Raw genomic sequence first — 14,770 nt, 5'->3', positions numbered from 1 at the left:
GTGCGGAGGTGTGGGAGGGCGGGGGTACGCCGTGCGGCCGTGGTGCTTCGTGCTGCGGCGGTGCATCGTGATGTCGTGGTGCATCGTGCCGCTGGGGCGTTCGGGGCGTCGCCTCACCCGGCTCGTGTGCGGCGGGCGGCTCGAACGCGCCCGCGAGTAGTTCGCGCAACTCCCGGACGGGGCCGCCTCGTTCCTGGCTTCCGGGGTTCCGCCTCGCTCGGGAACGGGGCGACGCGGGACCGGTGGTGCGACGCGACGGCGCGGCCTCCTCGTCCTTGGCTTCCGAGCGCACCTGCCGGGCCGCGCGCAGGGCCTCGCGGGCGATGTCGCCGGGGCGCGGCGAGGGGGTGGCGGTCGGCTCGACGGTGTGCCCTTCCGCCCGTGGCTCTTCGGGGCCCCCCGTGTCCCCCTGCACCGGCTCCCCCCGTACGGCCCGCCGCAGTGCCTCCCTCGCCACGTCACCCGGCCGTGCCTCCTGGGCCGCGGGCTCCTCGGGCGCCGTGCGGCCGCCACCGTGCGGGAAGGGTGAAACCTCCTGCTCGGTGGGCGCCTTGGCCTCGCGCTCATCGCGTTCGCGGGCGTCCCGTTCCTGGGCGTCCCGTTCCCTCGCGGCGCGCAGCGCCCGGCGAGCGGCGTCGGCAGGGCGCCCGACGTCCCCGTTCATGACGTCCTCCGCAGTGACACCAGGTCGGACAGCTCGCGGTCGGTCAGCTCGGTCAGGGCCGACTCGCCGGAGCCGAGGACGGCCTCGGCGAGGGCTCGTTTGGACTCCAGCATCTCGGCGATGCGGTCCTCGACGGTGCCCTCGGTGATGAGGCGGTGGACCTGGACAGGCTGGGTCTGGCCGATGCGGTAGGCGCGGTCCGTGGCCTGCTCCTCGACGGCCGGGTTCCACCAGCGGTCGAAGTGGATCACATGGCCCGCGCGGGTGAGGTTCAGGCCCGTGCCCGCCGCCTTGAGGGAGAGGACCAGGACCGGGGTGGCTCCGCTCTGGAAGCGGTCCACCATCCGCTCGCGGTCCTTGACCGGGGTGCCACCGTGCAGGAGCTCCACGGGGACCGCGCGCGTGGAGAGGTGTGCGGTGATCAGCCGGGCCATGCCCACGTACTGGGTGAAGACCAGCGCCGAGCCGTCCTCCGAGAGGAGGGTGTCCAGGAGCTCGTCCAGCAAAGCGAGTTTGCCGGAGCGGGCCAGGAGACGGTCGGTCCCCGATTGCTGCCCCTGGGGCTCCTCCTTCAGGTAGAGCGCGGGATGGTCGCAGATCTGCTTGAGCGCGCCCAGGAGCTTGAGCACCAGGCCTCGGCGTGCGATGCCCTCCGTCGTCTCGATCACCAGCATCGACTCGCGCACCACCGCCTCGTACAGCGCGGCCTGTTCGCGGGTCAGCGGCACCGGGTGGTCCGTCTCCGTCTTCGGCGGGAGTTCCGGGACGATGCCGGGGTCCGACTTCTTGCGGCGGAGGAGGAAGGGGCGGACCAGGCGGGCGAGGCGCTCGACCGCCTCGTCGTCCTCGCCGTTCTCCACGGCGCGCGCGTGGCGGGCGCGGAAGGACTTGAGGGGGCCCAGCAGGCCCGGTGTCGTCCAGTCGAGCAGGGCCCAGAGCTCCGAGAGGTTGTTCTCGACCGGTGTGCCGGTGAGGGCCACACGCGCGGGCGTGGGGATCGTCCGCAGCGCCTTCGCGGTCGCCGAGTACGGGTTCTTGACGTGCTGTGCCTCGTCGGCGACGACCATCCCCCAGGACTGGTCGGCCAGCCTGGGTGCCGCCGACCGCATCGTGCCGTAGGTGGTGAGGACGAAGCCGCCGTCCAGGTCGCCCAGGGTGCGGTCCGGGCCGTGGTAGCGGCGGACCGGGACGCCGGGTGCGAAACGGGTGATCTCCCGCTGCCAGTTGCCCAGCAGGGACGCCGGGCAGACGACGAGGGTCGGCTCGCGGCGGGCACGGCGCAGGTGCAGCGCGATGACGGTGATCGTCTTGCCGAGGCCCATGTCGTCGGCGAGGCAGCCGCCGAGGCCCAGGGTGGTCATGAGGTCGAGCCAGGCCAGGCCCCGGAGCTGGTAGTCGCGCAGGCGGGCGGCCAGTCCGGGCGGGGGCTCGACGCTCTCCACTCCGGCCGTGAGCCGGTCCCGCAGCACGGCCAGTGCGCCCACCGGCACCGCCTCCACCGTCTCCCCGTCGACCTCCGCGCTGCCGGTGAGCGCCATGGAGAGCGCGCCGACCGGGTCCAACAGGCCGAGCTCGCGCTGACGGGCCTTGCGGACGAGGGCCGGGTCGACGAGCACCCACTGGTCCCGCAGCCGGACGACCGGACGGTGGGCCTCGGCCAGGGCGTCCATCTCGGCCTCGGTGAGCGGATCGCCGCGCAGTGCCAACTGCCAGCGGAACTGCAGCAGTTCCTCGCTCTCGAAGAAGCCCGTGCCGTCCGTGGCCGAGCCGGGGGCGGGCCGGACCACGGCCGCCGCGCTCAGGTCCTGCGCCAGGTCCCGAGGCCAGTGCACGGCGACGCCGGCCGCGCCGAGCCGGGTGGCCGCGACGCCCAGCAGGTCTGACAGCTCCTCCTCGGAGAGGGCGAGGACGTCTGGCACGTCCTGCTCGGAGAGCCGCTCCAGGGGCGGCCAGACACGGGCCGCCCGGCGGACGGCGAGGGCGGCGTCCACACGCGCGCGTGGACCGAGGGCGGCGTCTCCAGCGTCTCCCGCCCACAGCACGGCCGCGTCGGCGACGAGGGTGGGGTCGGCGAGGCTGTGCACCTGGACGACGGCCGCACCGGCCCGCCGTGCGCCCTCACTGTCGTCGAACAGGTCGTGCGCCGACAGGTCGAGCCGCAGCGAGATCCGTACGCCCGCGTCCATGCCCGCGGCGACCTCCGCCGCCCAGTCCCGCGCACCGGGCAGGCGCTGCGGACCGGACGCAGCGAACGGCTTCCCCGAGGTGTACGGCGCGGCCGGGGTCCGGGGCAGCGTGTCGGCCACCGCGTCCAGGAAGGATCGCATCAGCGCCTCCGGCTCCGGCAGGCGCAGTGGTCCCTTCCCGGGGAGGGGGACGGCATGGCCCTCGTACGGGAGGGCCGCCGCCACCGCTCTCAGATGCGCGATGTCGTCCGGGTCGAGCGGTCCCGCCCGCCACGCGTCGTGCCCCTGGGCGGTCAGTCCCGGCAGCAGCCGCCCGCGCGCGACGAGCCGCAGGGCGTGCAGCGCCGCGGCACCCCAGCAGGCCGTGGCGGGATGCGCGGCGGGGTCACGGCGGGCCCGGGCGAGCAGTGGCAGAGCCTCGCCGAGCGGCAGACTCACCGCGGGCACGGTCGCCCTGCGGACTCCGGCGCCGTGCCGCCGCACGACGGTGAGCTCGGCGTCATGGGCGGACTGTCCGGGACCGCTGGACCGCCCGCCACCGGCACCGGCATCGGCACCGGCACCGGTATGGCTCTCCGGATGCCCGGCGAAGGGGGACCCGGAACCGCCCTCCGGGTCCCAGAAGGCCACCCGGCCCTGGCGCGGCAGCGGCGCGGGCAGGAACACCGCCGCGAGCCGTACGGAGACGGCGCGCGCGTCGTCGGCTCCGGGCGCGGCCGCCCTCGCGGCCCCCTCGGCCGTCGCCACAGCCCCGTCCCGCATACGTCCGGTCACCTCCCGCCCCTCAGTCGGATCAGACGTCTCCGACTCTACGGGCGGGGTCTGACAAACGGCTCCGGCGGCCGCCCGTGGGGCCCTTCGGAGGAGCGTCAGGGGACTGTGACCGTCACGGGGACTGTCACGGAGTCGTTCGCGAGACGACGTACACCATGGGGTGCCGGGGGTTCGAGCGGTTCACGACGATGTCCAGCGTGGGATCCGGGTTCTTCCGCTCGCGGACGAGCCCGAGCCACGGGCCCGGCCGGGTGAACTCCCAGCCGACGATCCGCCGGTCACGGGCATCGATGGAGATCTGGCCGCGTTCCAGGTCCTCGGTGTCGGCACCGACCCCGGCGAGCATCCGGTCCAGGCCCCGGTTGCTGGTGCGGAACTGGACGTAGAGACGGCTGGTCTTCCAGTTGTTCGTCTCGTAGTACGCCACGTGGTCCGAGTACGGCGGGATGGGCACCTGGTAGAGGCGGCGCTGGACTCGGGAGGGCCAGCCCGCGGTGAGGCCGGTCGCCGAGTACTTCTTCTCCTTGTCCTTGCCGCTGTCGCGGCTCTGGTTGGCGGAGATCACCAGATAGCCGGCCGGCACACCGATGAGCAGCACGATGATGAGCAGGGTCAGCGCGCGGCGGCGGATCACATGGCGCCGGCCCTCCGGCGGCTTGGGCGGCTCGCCCGGTTGGGGTGTCTGGCGGGGCAGCGAGGGGGTCATGCGGAGTCCTGGGTCGTACGGCGGGCTTCCGCGTACCGCGCGTAGCGCTCGTAACGCTCCACTCGGCGGCGGTTGGCGCGGCGGAAACGGCGGGCGACGAGCCGGGCGAGGTCCGCGGCGCCGACCATGCCGGCCTCGGGCCCGAGCTGGGCGCGCGCGATACGGGCCTCGGGCCGGTAGCCGCGGCCGGTGAGGTGGCGGCGGAAGGCGTCCCGCGCGGGGGCGATCAGCAGGTCGTCGGCGGCCGAGACACCGCCGCCGATCACGAAGCAGGACGGGTCGAGGGCCGCCGCGAGGTTGGCGATGCCGACGCCGAGCCACTGGCCGATGTCCTGGAGCAGCTCGATGCACATCGCGTCGCCCTCACGGGCCAGCTCGGTGATCATCGGGCCGGAGATCTCGGAGATGTTGCCCTTGACGTGCTCGATGATCCCGTACGCCACCGGCGAGTCGGCGGCGGCCAGCTCCCTGGCCTCGCGGACGAGCGCGTTGCCCGAGCTGTACTGCTCCCAGCAGCCGCGGTTGCCGCACGGGCAGCGGTGGCCGCCGGGCACGACCTGCATATGGCCGAACTCGCCCGCGACGCCGTACTTGCCGCGCTTGACCTGGCCGTCCTCCAGGATGGAGCCGCCGATGCCGGTGCCGAGCGTGATCATGACGAGGTGGTCCTCGCCGCGGCCTGCGCCGAAGCGCCACTCGGCCCAGGCGGCGGCGTTGGCGTCGTTGTCGACCAGGACGGGCACGGCGAGGCGTCCGGCGAGGCGGTCGCGCAGCGGCTCGTTGCGCCAGGAGAGGTGGGGGGCGAACAGCACACGGTTGCGCTCGGCGTCGACCCAGCCGGCCGCGCCGATGCCGACCGCGTGCACGTCGTGGCGGTCGGAGAGGTCCAGTACGAGCTCGCAGATGGTGTCCTCGACGACCTTCGGGCTCTTCGACTTGTCCGGCGTCTCCGTGCGGAGCTTCTCCAGGATGTTGCCGTCGGCGTCGACGACGCCCGCCATCACCTTCGTACCGCCGATGTCGATGCCGACCGTGGGTACGCGCGGTGCGGTGAGGTGGGAACGGCGCTCGCGCGTTCCCACGGTCCGCAGGACGGTGGCCCGCGCGGAGCCGCGGTGGGTGAAGTCGCGGTAGGTGCTCATCGCGCCGATTCTGCCGTACCCTGCCGCGGAGTGCTGCGGGGGGCGCCGCGGGGGCGAGGTCCGGTTCTTGTCTGCGGGTTCGTTGGGGCTGGTCGCGCCCACGCGGCGGAGCCGCACAATGTCACAGCCCCGCGCCCCTTGAAGGCACGGGTGCTCGCCCCTACGTGGCACAGACCTCCAGCTTTGTCACGAGCGTACTAGCAGCTGGAACTCGAACGAGTAGCGGGACGCGCGGTACGTGTGGGTGCCGTATTCGACCGCTCTTCCCGTGTCGTCGAACGTGGTGCGTTGCATGGTCAGCAGGGGGGCGCCCTCGGGTTCGCCGAGGCGGTCGCCCTCGACGGCGGTGGCGGCGCGGGCGCCGATGGTCTGGCGGGCGCTGTGCAGGGTGATGCCCGCGGCGCGCATCAGCCGGTACAGGCCGGTCGCCTCCAGTTGGCTGCTCTCCAGGTCGAGGAGCCCGGTGGGCAGGAAGTTGCACAGGTACGCCATCGGCTCGCCGTGGGCCAGTCGCAACCGCTCGACGCGGTGCACCTGGCTGCCCTCGCTGACGCCGAGCGCGGCGGCGACCTCGGCGGAGGCGGGGGCGAAGGTGTTGGTGAGCACCTGGGTCGCGGGGCGCTGTCCGGCCGCCTCCAGGTCGTCGTACAGGCTGCTGAGCTCCAGCGGGCGTTTGACCTGGCTGTGCACGACCTGGGTGCCGACACCACGCCGGCGCACCAGAAGGCCCTTGTCGACGAGGGACTGGATGGCCTGGCGTACGGTCGGCCGGGAGAGGCCGAGACGGCCGGCGAGCTCGATCTCGTTGCCCAGCAGGCTGCCGGGGGTCAGGATTCCGTGCTCGATCGCGGCCTCGAGTTGCTGGGACAGCTGGAAGTACAGCGGGACCGGGCTGCTGCGGTCTACGCTGAGCTGGAGCGACACGGTCGGGTCCACTTCTGGTTTCGGCACGGCCCGAGCGTAGCTCCGGCTCTTGTTGACGGGAAGTTGCGCAGTCCGATTGTCCGGACAAACCATTGACACGATGCTGTGATCGACCTCAGTTTGTTCCCATGCGCATCGGACTCATAGGCGCTGGTCGCATCGGTACGTTCCACGCGACCACGCTCAGCCGTCACCGTGATGTCGGCTCACTCATCATCACGGACGTCGACACCGCTCGGGCCCAGGAGCTCGCGGACCGCCTCGGGGAGACGGCGGCGCCCGGGGTCGACGAGATCTTCACCTGGGGGGTGGACGCCGTGGTGATCACGGCGGCGACCGCGGCCCACGCCGAACTGATCGGTCGGGCAGCACGCTCCGGGCTCCCCGTCTTCTGCGAGAAGCCCATCGCCGTTGATCTGCAAGGCACGTTGAACGCGCTGGCCGAGGTGGAGGCGGCCGGGACCGTGCTCCAGATGGGGTTCCAGCGCCGCTTCGACGAGGGGTACGTGCACGCGCGGGACGCCCTGCGGTCCGGCCGGGTCGGACGGCTGCACACGGTGCGGGCGACGACGGCGGACCAGGAGCCGCCGCCGGCCGCATATCTGCCGCTGTCCGGTGGGATCTACCGGGACGGCCTGGTGCACGACTTCGACATCCTGCGCTGGGTGACCGGGCAGGAGGTCGCCGAGGTGTACGCGACCGGGTCCGATGCGGGGCAGGCGATGTTCCGTGAGGCGGGTGACGTCGGGACGGCCGCGGCGGTGCTCACTCTGGAGGACGGGACGCTGGCGACGGTGACGGCGGCACGGCAGAACGGCGCGGGATACGACGTCCGCATGGAGCTCGCCGGGGAGCTGGACACGATCGTGGTCGGGCTGGACGACCGGACGCCGATCGCATCCACCGAGCCGTCCGGGCCGCCGCCCGCCGACAAGCCGTGGACCGGGTTCCTGGAGCGGTTCGCGCTCGCGTACGAGGCGGAGGTCGCCGCGTTCGTGCAGGTGGTGCGGGGTGAGCGGGCCAACCCGTGTGACGGCCGCGCGGCCCTCCACTCCCTCCGCATCGCCGAGGCGTGCGAGCTGTCCCGCCTGGAGCGGCGTCCTGTTCAGCTCGGGGAGATCGCGGGGGCGCGGGACTGAGACCTCGCGCGCGGCCTGAGGGGGGAAGGGTTTGGTCCGGCTTTGGTCCGGTTGAGCCTCTCCCTCCGAGCCGGTCGAGCCTCTCCCCCTGAGTCCAGTTGAGCCCCTCCCCTGAGCCCGTGGACCGCTTGCGCCCCGCCACGCCTTCAGCCCGTACGACGCACGCGCCGCCTCCTAGTGCCCGTCCTCCTCCAGTTCCTCCAGGAGGCCCGCGTCATAGGTCAGCAGCGCGATCTGCACCCGGTTGTTGAGGTCGAGCTTGGCGAGAATGCGGGAGACGTGGGTCTTGACGGTGGCGACGCTCATGAACAGTCCGGCGGCGATCTCCGCGTTCGAGGCGCCCCGGCCGACCGCGACGGCGACCTCGCGCTCGCGGTCGTTGAGGACGGCGATACGGGTACGCGCGTGCGTGCGGCGGGTGTCGGGCCCGGGCCCGGCGGCGTGTTCCATCAACTGGCGGGTGACGGCGGGCGAGAGCACGGGGTCGCCGGCCGCGACCCGCCGCACCGCTTCGACGATCTCCGCGGGCGGGGTGTCCTTCAGGACGAACCCGGCCGCGCCCGCGCGCAGCGCCCGCAGCACCTGCTCGTCGGCGTGGAAGGTGGTGAGGACGACGACCTGGGGAGCGTCCTCGCGGCCGCGGAGCCGCTCGGTGGCCGCGAGGCCGTCCACGTTCGGCATCCGGATGTCCATGAGGACGACGTCCGGGCGGGTGCGGTCGACGAGCGCCTCGACCTCGTCTCCGTCGGCGCCCTCACCGACGATCTCGATGTCGTCGGCACCGCCCATCATGAAGGTCAGGCCGGCTCTCACCAGGGGGTCGTCGTCGACCAGGAGCAGTCGGATCGCAGTCATGCGGCCTACCGTAATGAGGCCGCGGCCGCGGGACCGTGCGGATCGGACCGCACGAGTTCGGCCATACTGCCCGACGGGCCGTTCCGGGGCGCCCGTGCCGTCGCCCGCGCCCCGTGTCAACCGTTAGGGTCAGTCCTCGCCATCGTCCCCAACTTCCTTAGGAGTTCCGTGCGTTACCGGCTGCTGGGGCGGACCGGGCTCCGCGTGTCCGAGTTGTTCCTCGGTGCCATGACGTTCGGCGAGCAGGGCGGGGTGGGGGCGCCCAAGGAGGAGTGCGCGCGGATCCTCGACGCGTACGCGGCGGTCGGCGGCAACGTGATCGACACGGCCGTCAACTACCGGGGCGGCGAGAGCGAGCGCATCGTCGGCGAGCTGCTCAAGGGGCAGCGCGACCGCTTCGTACTGTCCACCAAGTACACGGTCTCGCGCGACGGTTCCGACCCGAACGCGGCCGGCAACCACCGCAAGAACCTCGCCCTGTCGCTGGAGACCAGCCTGCGCCGCCTGGACACCGACTACGTCGACATCTACTGGGTGCACATCTGGGACCGGAACACACCCGTCGAGGAGACCATGCGTGCCCTCGACGACGCCGTACGGTCCGGGAAGGTGCTGTACGTCGGTATCTCGGACGCCCCGGCCTGGGTGGTCGCGCGCGCCAACACCCTGGCGGAGTGGCGGGGCTGGAGCCCGTTGTCGGCGCTCCAGGTGCCGTACAGCCTGCTCAACCGGGACGCGGAGCGCGAACTGCTGCCGATGGCCGAGGCGTTCGGCATGTCGGTCGCGGCGTGGAGTCCGCTGCAGAACGGCGTTCTGTCCGGCAAGTACACCCGTCCGGGCGGCCTCGCGCCGGGGACGGCGACCCGTCTGTCGGCCGACGCGATCGGTGACCGTGAGCGCGCGGTGGCGGAGGCCGTGCAGGAGGCCGCCGACGAACTCGGCGTGACCCCGGCGCAGGTGGCCATCGCCTGGACGACGGCCCGCTTCCCCGGCGTCCACCCCGTCCTGGGCGCCCGGCGGGTCGAGCAGCTCACGGACAACCTCGGTGCGGCCGGACTCGTCCTGCCCGACGATGTGGTGGCCCGGCTGGAGGAGGCCACGGACTTCCGCCCGGGGTTCCCTGCCGAGTTCATCGAGGACACGTCGGCGTGGGTGTACGGGACGGCCGGGCAGCGCGTGGTGCCCCGTACGCCCTGAGACCCCTGTTGCGCCCCGGCGCGGGACGGCAATGCGCAGCTCGCCGTTCAGCGTCCGCGTACGGGATCGCGCGCCCCTCGGCGCCGGGCGCGCCGCGCTCCCCGCCGGACGGTCAGCCCCAAGGGAGCCAGGCCCGCAGCTGGAAGCCGCCGTCCTCGTCGGCGCCGTGCTCCAGACGGCCGCCGGCCAGTGTGGCGCGCTCGGTCAGGCCGATGAGGCCCTGGCCGGAGCCGGGGACGGGCGGGACGTCGCCGGGAGGAGCGGGGTTGCGCACGGAGAGGGTGAGCCCGTCGCCGGGGGCGCCCGCGACGGACACGGTGACCTCCGCTCCGGGGGCGTGCTTGCGGGCGTTGGTCAGGCCCTCCTGGGCGATGCGGTACGCGGTGCGGCCGACGGAGGCGGGCACGGCCGCGGACTCGGTGACACGGTTGTCCAGGACGACCTTCATGCCGGCCTCCCGGGATTCGGCGACCAGCGTGTCCAGCGCGACGAGCGTCGGCTGGGGGCGGCCGGTGTCGTCGGGGTCGCCCGCGCGCAGGACGCCGATGATCTCCCGCAGGTCCTGCAACGCCTCGTGCGCGCTCTCCCGGATGACGCCCGCCGCCCGTGCGACCTCGTCGCGGGGCGCGTCGGGCCGAAACTCCAGCGCTCCCGCGTGCACGCTCAGCAGGGTGAGGCGGTGGGCCAGCACGTCGTGCATCTCGCGCGCGATGGCCTCCCGGGCGAGCCGCTGCGCCTGTTCGGCCCGCAGGGCGGCCTCCGTCTCGGCGCGCCGGGCCCGGTCCCGCAGGCTCAGCATGAGCTGTCGTTGGGAGCGAACGAACATGCCCCAGCCGGTGATCGCGACACCGAGCAGCACCGTGAGGACGACGGACACGAGGTAGGGCAGGTCCGGATCGGGTCGCCACCAGAAGAAGAGCGGAGCGAGCGCGAGGGAGATGCCGACGATCCAGGCGTTGTGACGGAACGGCCGGTGCACGGCCAGCGTGAAGAACGCGACCAGGACCGCGCCGCCCGCCGTGTTGGAGACGAAGGAGACCGGCAGCATCGCCACGGCGAGGCCCAGCGGCCATCTGCGCCGCAGCCAGACCGCCGCACAGGAGAGGGCCCCGATCAACTGGTCGGCGGCGGCCAGGGCCTCCGGTGTGCCGGGGTCCATGGACATGTCGTTCGCGCCGATCATGCCGAGGAGGACGGCGAACCCGAAGACGGTGAAGTCGACGATCCAGTCGCGCACCGTACGCCGGGGGCGACCGGAGCGTCCGACGCGGTGCGGCCGGTCCGGGTCCAGTCGGGTGACCACGGCCGACGGCAACAGCCAGCGCCGACCGGGCAGTTCCCGCGCCGGCGGCGCCTCGGGCTCTGCCCGGGAGGGCACCTCCGGTTGCGCTGTGCTCAGCGGGGCGTAGGGCGCGGCTGCGGGCGCGGGCGCGGGATTGTCACCTCTCACGGTCGACAAATCTATGCAGAGATGGCGTCGGGCACCTCCCCCCGGACCCGATGGACGACCAAAGTCGGAGCCCCGCAGACTTTCGGCGACCGGCCGCGCGCGGGGCGGAGACTTCCGTCGGACATCCCCCGCCCCGCGGCCGATGGAGTGGCGGGTCCACGGGGCCCAGGATCCTGGGTATGAAGCAGTTCCTGGAGTTTCTCGGTTTCATCGCCCTGGTGCAGGGCTCGGGCGGTCTGGTGTACGAACTCACGGGCAAGCTGGGCTGGGGGCTCACCCAGCGGTGGAGCGCCCTGGACGGCTACGAGATCTATGTGAGCATCGCGCTGATCGTCCTGGCGCTCGCGCTGTTCGCGGCGGCCGGCAGCCGCAAGCCGAGCTGAACGCCCACCCGGCAGGGCAGACGTTCAGCTCAGGGCGCCCAGCTCAGGGCGCTGAGCTCAAGGCGATCAGCGTCGTAGTCGTACGAGGACAGCGCCGAGCTGGTCAGGATGTGGTCCAGGACCTGGGAGTTGCCCTGGTACACGTAGGTGTAGCGCTCCCCGGCCGGCAGCGTGGCGGGCAGGTCGGTGAGGCCGGTGCCCGCGGTCAGGGTGGACAGGGTCCCGGAGAACTCGAAGTCGTTCAGGTCACCGAGGACCACGACCCGGGCGCTGGGCTGGACGGCCAGGAGCTGCTTCACGAAGGTGTTGACCTGGGCTGCCTGCTGGGAACGCTGCGTCTCCGAGCTGCGGGTGGGCGGCTGGACACGGGCGTCGAGGGACTGGTCGCCGCCCTTGGAGGTGAAGTGGTTGGCGATCAGGAAGGCGGTCCAGCGCGGTGGCCGTCAGCAGGCTGAGGCGTGAGGGACGGGGAGTTCCCAGGCCGGACTTCATGAGGGTGCCTTTCGCGAGCGGTAAAGAGAGGGGTTCGCGAGCACCGCTCGGGGCGTCTGGGGGAACGCGCCGTGGCGGCAGGGAAGTTGTAGTGACGTCAGGTTTCGTGGGGGCAACTCCCACAGATGATCTACGCGTGTCACATCTATGCGCGTTGCGCTAGCGTACGGCCTGCAGCTCGCAGCCACATCCCTGCGCGAGGGCCACTCCCGCCGGCCCGCCTGGACCACACAGCCTCGACACCGACGTCCCGTCAGCGGGCGCGCGTCACCCTTTACACGAGTAACTCGGCCGCTTCGCTCTGCACCGCACTTGAACTCGCTGAGCCCGCCGCCTTGTTGTCAAGCCGCCCCGGCCGGGATGCTACGGCGCCTGGCCCCGCGACCATGGTTGGGGTGTTCCGCGGGGCCAGACGTGTTCGCGAGAAACGCTCTGTCAGGTCTTCAGCTGCCTCCACGGCAACCGGGAGCCCACCGCGTCGGACGGGTCAGCGTTGGTTGCCTCGGCAGCCGATCGAGGCCCTCAAAGGCGTCGATTGATCACCCGGTTCGTCGACGGCTCTCAGCAGCTGTACTTGATGAGGCTGAAGGAGGCGTAGTGGTCGGCGGTGTAGTAGTCCTCTTGGGTCTTCTGACCGGTGACGATGCGCCGAGCGCCGCGCGTCGACGAGCCGGGCGTCTTGACCGTGTACTCGTGGTAGTAGCCGCTGGACTGGCTGGGCAGGATGCCTTCCCGGTTCTGGAAGACGCCCCCGTCCTGCGGGTAGGGGAAGGGGCCGCCCGACTCGATCAGGTCGAGCGTGTCGTGCGCCTGGGCCGGGAGGTTGCTGTAGCAGATGCTGCCGACAGCGGCCGCCGAGGTGTCCGCGGCGTTGGCAGTGACGGTGCCGCCCACGAGCAGGGCGGACAGAAGGGCGGCAGAGGCGCCGATGCGTGTCATGCGTGGGGGGAATCTCATGGGCTCATGATGATGCGCGTAGATAGTGGCATGTCAATGACAAGCTCCATGATTTCCCGGGCGCGTCACGTAAGTTTTCGGGGAGTTAACCGAAGCCGACCGGCCGACCGGCTGACCGGCCGACTTCGACCGCCCGCGCGCCCGACCGCGAGGAAGAGACGCGGGCAGGCGGGCGGGTGAGCAGCCTCCGAAGGGCTAGGCGTTCTCGGGCAGTTCGTACGAGCCGTACGTGGGCCGCCCTTCGAGCTCGTACGTCTGGATGGAGACTCCCCGGCTGGTGATGCGCCCCCCGACGTGCCGGAACGCGGTCGGGACCAGGCCCTGCGCGAACAGGCGCAAGCCGGAGCCGAGGACGACGGGGAAGGTCAACAGGTGCACGGTGTCGATCAGGTCGACGGCGAGGAGGGACTGGGCGAGGGCGCCACTGCCATGGATCTGGACCTCGCCCTCGGTGCGCTTCTTGAGGTCTGCGACCTCCTTCTCCAGGTCGCCCCCGAGGACGGTCGTGTTGTTCCATCCGGGCTGTGTGAGGGTGCTCGAAGCGACGTATTTGGGAAGCGAGTTGAGCTTGGAGGCGACCGGGTGGGTCGGGTCGGTGACCTTCGGCCAGTAGGCCGCGAAGATCTCGTACGTCCGCCGGCCGAGCAGGAACGCGTCCGCCCGGTCGAAGACCTCGTTGATGAACCGTCCGAAGTCCTCGTCGCCGTACGGGACGGTCCAGCCGCCGTGCTCGAAGCCGTTTCGGCGGTCCTCGTCGCGGCGGCCGGGGGCCTGGTGGACGCCGTCGAGGGAGACGAAGCCGGTGAGGGTGAGCTTGCCCATGGTGAGGTGCCTTCCGCGAGGGGGATGCGCTGTCGTACGGGTGGGTCCGCTGCCATCAGTTGTCATCAGCCGCTATCGGCCGCTATCAGCTGTCACCAGTGCAGACCCCGCCGGCGTCGGTAACTCATCGGTCGGCACGGTGGAGCCCGTGATCGGGCGACGTCGTCGTCCGTTTGCCGCCAGCGTTGGGAGGTGGGGGGCGCTGGGATGGTGGGCATGACATCGATACGGATTTCGGACTCGGCTGAGGGCTCGGCCTCGGCTTCGGCATCGACGGCGACTGCGGCTTCGGCTTCGGCTTCGGTGAGTGACTTGAACGGCAAGGTCGCCCTCGTGACCGGCGGGAGCCGTGGCATCGGCGCGGCCACCGCCGTACGGCTCGCCCAGGAGGGTGCGGATGTGGCGATCACGTACGTAGAGGGCAAGGAGGCGGCCGAGGACGTCGTACGGCGGATCGAGGCGCTGGGGCGGCGGGCCCTGGCCCTGCGCGCGGATGCCGGGGACGGGGCCGAGGCCGCCGGGGTGGTGGATCGCGCGGTCGAGGCTTTCGGGCGCCTCGACGTACTCGTCAACAACGCGGGCGTTGGCTTGCTCGGGCCTCTGGAGTCCCTGTCCCCGGCCGACGTCGACCGAGTGCTGGCGGTGAACGTGCGAGGGGTGTTCCTGACGTCCCAGGCGGCTGTGCCGCGTATGGCGCGCGGGGGCCGGTTCATCACGATCGGCTCGTGCATGGCCCAGCGGGTGCCGGGGCCGGGTGGCACGCTCTATGCGACCAGCAAGTCCGCGTTGGTCGGTCTGACGAAGGCGCTCGCCCGGGAGCTGGGTGAGCGTGGGATCACCGCGAACATCGTCCATCCAGGTCCCGTTGACACGGACATGAACCCCGCGGACGGTCCGCACGCCTCCGCTCAGGCGGGCGCGACGGCCCTCGGCCGGTACGGCTCGTCGGAGGAGGTGGCGTCGATGGTCGCGTATCTGGCGAGGGGCGAGACGGCGTACGTCACGGGGGCGGAACTGTCGGTGGACGGCGGGTACGCGGCGTAGGGGTAGGGGGTTCATCGCCCCCGCCGCCCCTACCC

At 72.1% G+C, this 14,770-nt stretch carries 12 protein-coding genes and 2 pseudogenes; 4 read left to right on the top strand and 10 right to left on the bottom strand.

Going from position 1 to position 14,770, the window contains the following annotated elements; genetic code table 11:
* The 5 genes and pseudogenes from FPZ41_RS37740 to FPZ41_RS37720 form a co-directional block, all read right to left on the bottom strand.
* A pseudogene (locus tag FPZ41_RS37740) lies at positions 1-664 on the bottom strand (hypothetical protein); the annotation flags it as partial.
* On the bottom strand, positions 661-3,624 hold the full coding sequence (locus FPZ41_RS37735; protein ID WP_322621233.1) for a DEAD/DEAH box helicase: 2,964 nt from the start codon (positions 3,622-3,624) through the stop codon (positions 661-663). The gene FPZ41_RS37735 and the pseudogene FPZ41_RS37740, both read right to left, overlap by 4 nt.
* 124 nt (positions 3,625-3,748) lie before the next feature.
* Complete coding sequence (locus FPZ41_RS37730) at positions 3,749-4,330, bottom strand: sugar kinase (protein WP_152868214.1); 582 nt, start codon at positions 4,328-4,330, stop codon at positions 3,749-3,751.
* Positions 4,327-5,472, bottom strand: coding sequence for an ROK family glucokinase (locus FPZ41_RS37725; protein ID WP_152868212.1), 1,146 nt, complete (start codon positions 5,470-5,472; stop codon positions 4,327-4,329). The genes FPZ41_RS37730 and FPZ41_RS37725 overlap by 4 nt, the downstream gene beginning before the upstream one ends.
* Before the next feature lie 186 nt (positions 5,473-5,658).
* Positions 5,659-6,396 (bottom strand): GntR family transcriptional regulator, encoded by a 738-nt coding sequence (locus tag FPZ41_RS37720; protein ID WP_322621235.1) that lies wholly within the window; start codon positions 6,394-6,396, stop codon positions 5,659-5,661.
* A 128-nt stretch (positions 6,397-6,524) separates the two neighbouring features.
* Between FPZ41_RS37720 and FPZ41_RS37715 the strand changes: the two genes are divergently transcribed.
* Positions 6,525-7,535, top strand: coding sequence for a Gfo/Idh/MocA family protein (locus FPZ41_RS37715; protein WP_152868208.1), 1,011 nt, complete (start codon positions 6,525-6,527; stop codon positions 7,533-7,535).
* Positions 7,536-7,709: 174 nt separating this feature from the next.
* Here the strand turns inward: FPZ41_RS37715 and FPZ41_RS37710 are convergent, their stop codons facing one another.
* Entirely contained in the window at positions 7,710-8,390 is a 681-nt protein-coding gene (locus tag FPZ41_RS37710; RefSeq protein ID WP_152868206.1) for a response regulator transcription factor, read from the bottom strand.
* 168 nt (positions 8,391-8,558) lie between these two features.
* Between FPZ41_RS37710 and FPZ41_RS37705 the strand changes: the two genes are divergently transcribed.
* On the top strand, positions 8,559-9,587 hold the full coding sequence (locus FPZ41_RS37705; protein ID WP_322621232.1) for an aldo/keto reductase: 1,029 nt from the start codon (positions 8,559-8,561) through the stop codon (positions 9,585-9,587).
* Between the two features lie 112 nt (positions 9,588-9,699).
* Here the strand turns inward: FPZ41_RS37705 and FPZ41_RS37700 are convergent, their stop codons facing one another.
* A complete protein-coding gene (locus tag FPZ41_RS37700; protein WP_322621234.1) occupies positions 9,700-10,965 on the bottom strand; it encodes a sensor histidine kinase in 1,266 nt (421 codons plus the stop codon).
* 251 nt (positions 10,966-11,216) lie between these two features.
* Between FPZ41_RS37700 and FPZ41_RS37695 the strand changes: the two genes are divergently transcribed.
* A complete protein-coding gene (locus FPZ41_RS37695; protein WP_152868204.1) occupies positions 11,217-11,420 on the top strand; it encodes a hypothetical protein in 204 nt (67 codons plus the stop codon).
* A 71-nt stretch (positions 11,421-11,491) separates the two neighbouring features.
* Here FPZ41_RS37695 and FPZ41_RS37690 read toward each other — a convergent pair.
* From FPZ41_RS37690 to FPZ41_RS37680, 3 genes and pseudogenes are all read right to left on the bottom strand, one after another.
* Positions 11,492-11,848, bottom strand: a pseudogene (locus FPZ41_RS37690) (endonuclease/exonuclease/phosphatase family protein); the annotation flags it as partial.
* Positions 11,849-12,473: 625 nt separating this feature from the next.
* Positions 12,474-12,869, bottom strand: coding sequence for a ribonuclease domain-containing protein (locus FPZ41_RS37685; RefSeq protein ID WP_152868202.1), 396 nt, complete (start codon positions 12,867-12,869; stop codon positions 12,474-12,476).
* 195 nt (positions 12,870-13,064) lie between these two features.
* Positions 13,065-13,691 (bottom strand): dihydrofolate reductase family protein, encoded by a 627-nt coding sequence (locus FPZ41_RS37680; protein WP_152868200.1) that lies wholly within the window; start codon positions 13,689-13,691, stop codon positions 13,065-13,067.
* A gap of 312 nt (positions 13,692-14,003) precedes the next feature.
* Here FPZ41_RS37680 and FPZ41_RS37675 point away from each other — a divergent pair, with 312 nt between their 5' ends.
* Entirely contained in the window at positions 14,004-14,735 is a 732-nt protein-coding gene (locus FPZ41_RS37675; RefSeq protein ID WP_228023234.1) for a 3-oxoacyl-ACP reductase family protein, read from the top strand.
* Positions 14,736-14,770 lie beyond the last annotated feature (35 nt).

This window comes from Streptomyces acidicola (assembly GCF_009377235.1).
Classification (GTDB): Bacteria; Actinomycetota; Actinomycetes; order Streptomycetales; family Streptomycetaceae; genus Streptomyces; species Streptomyces acidicola.
Note: the sequence above shows the minus strand (reverse complement) of the source record. Positions and strands in the feature narration are given on the sequence as shown.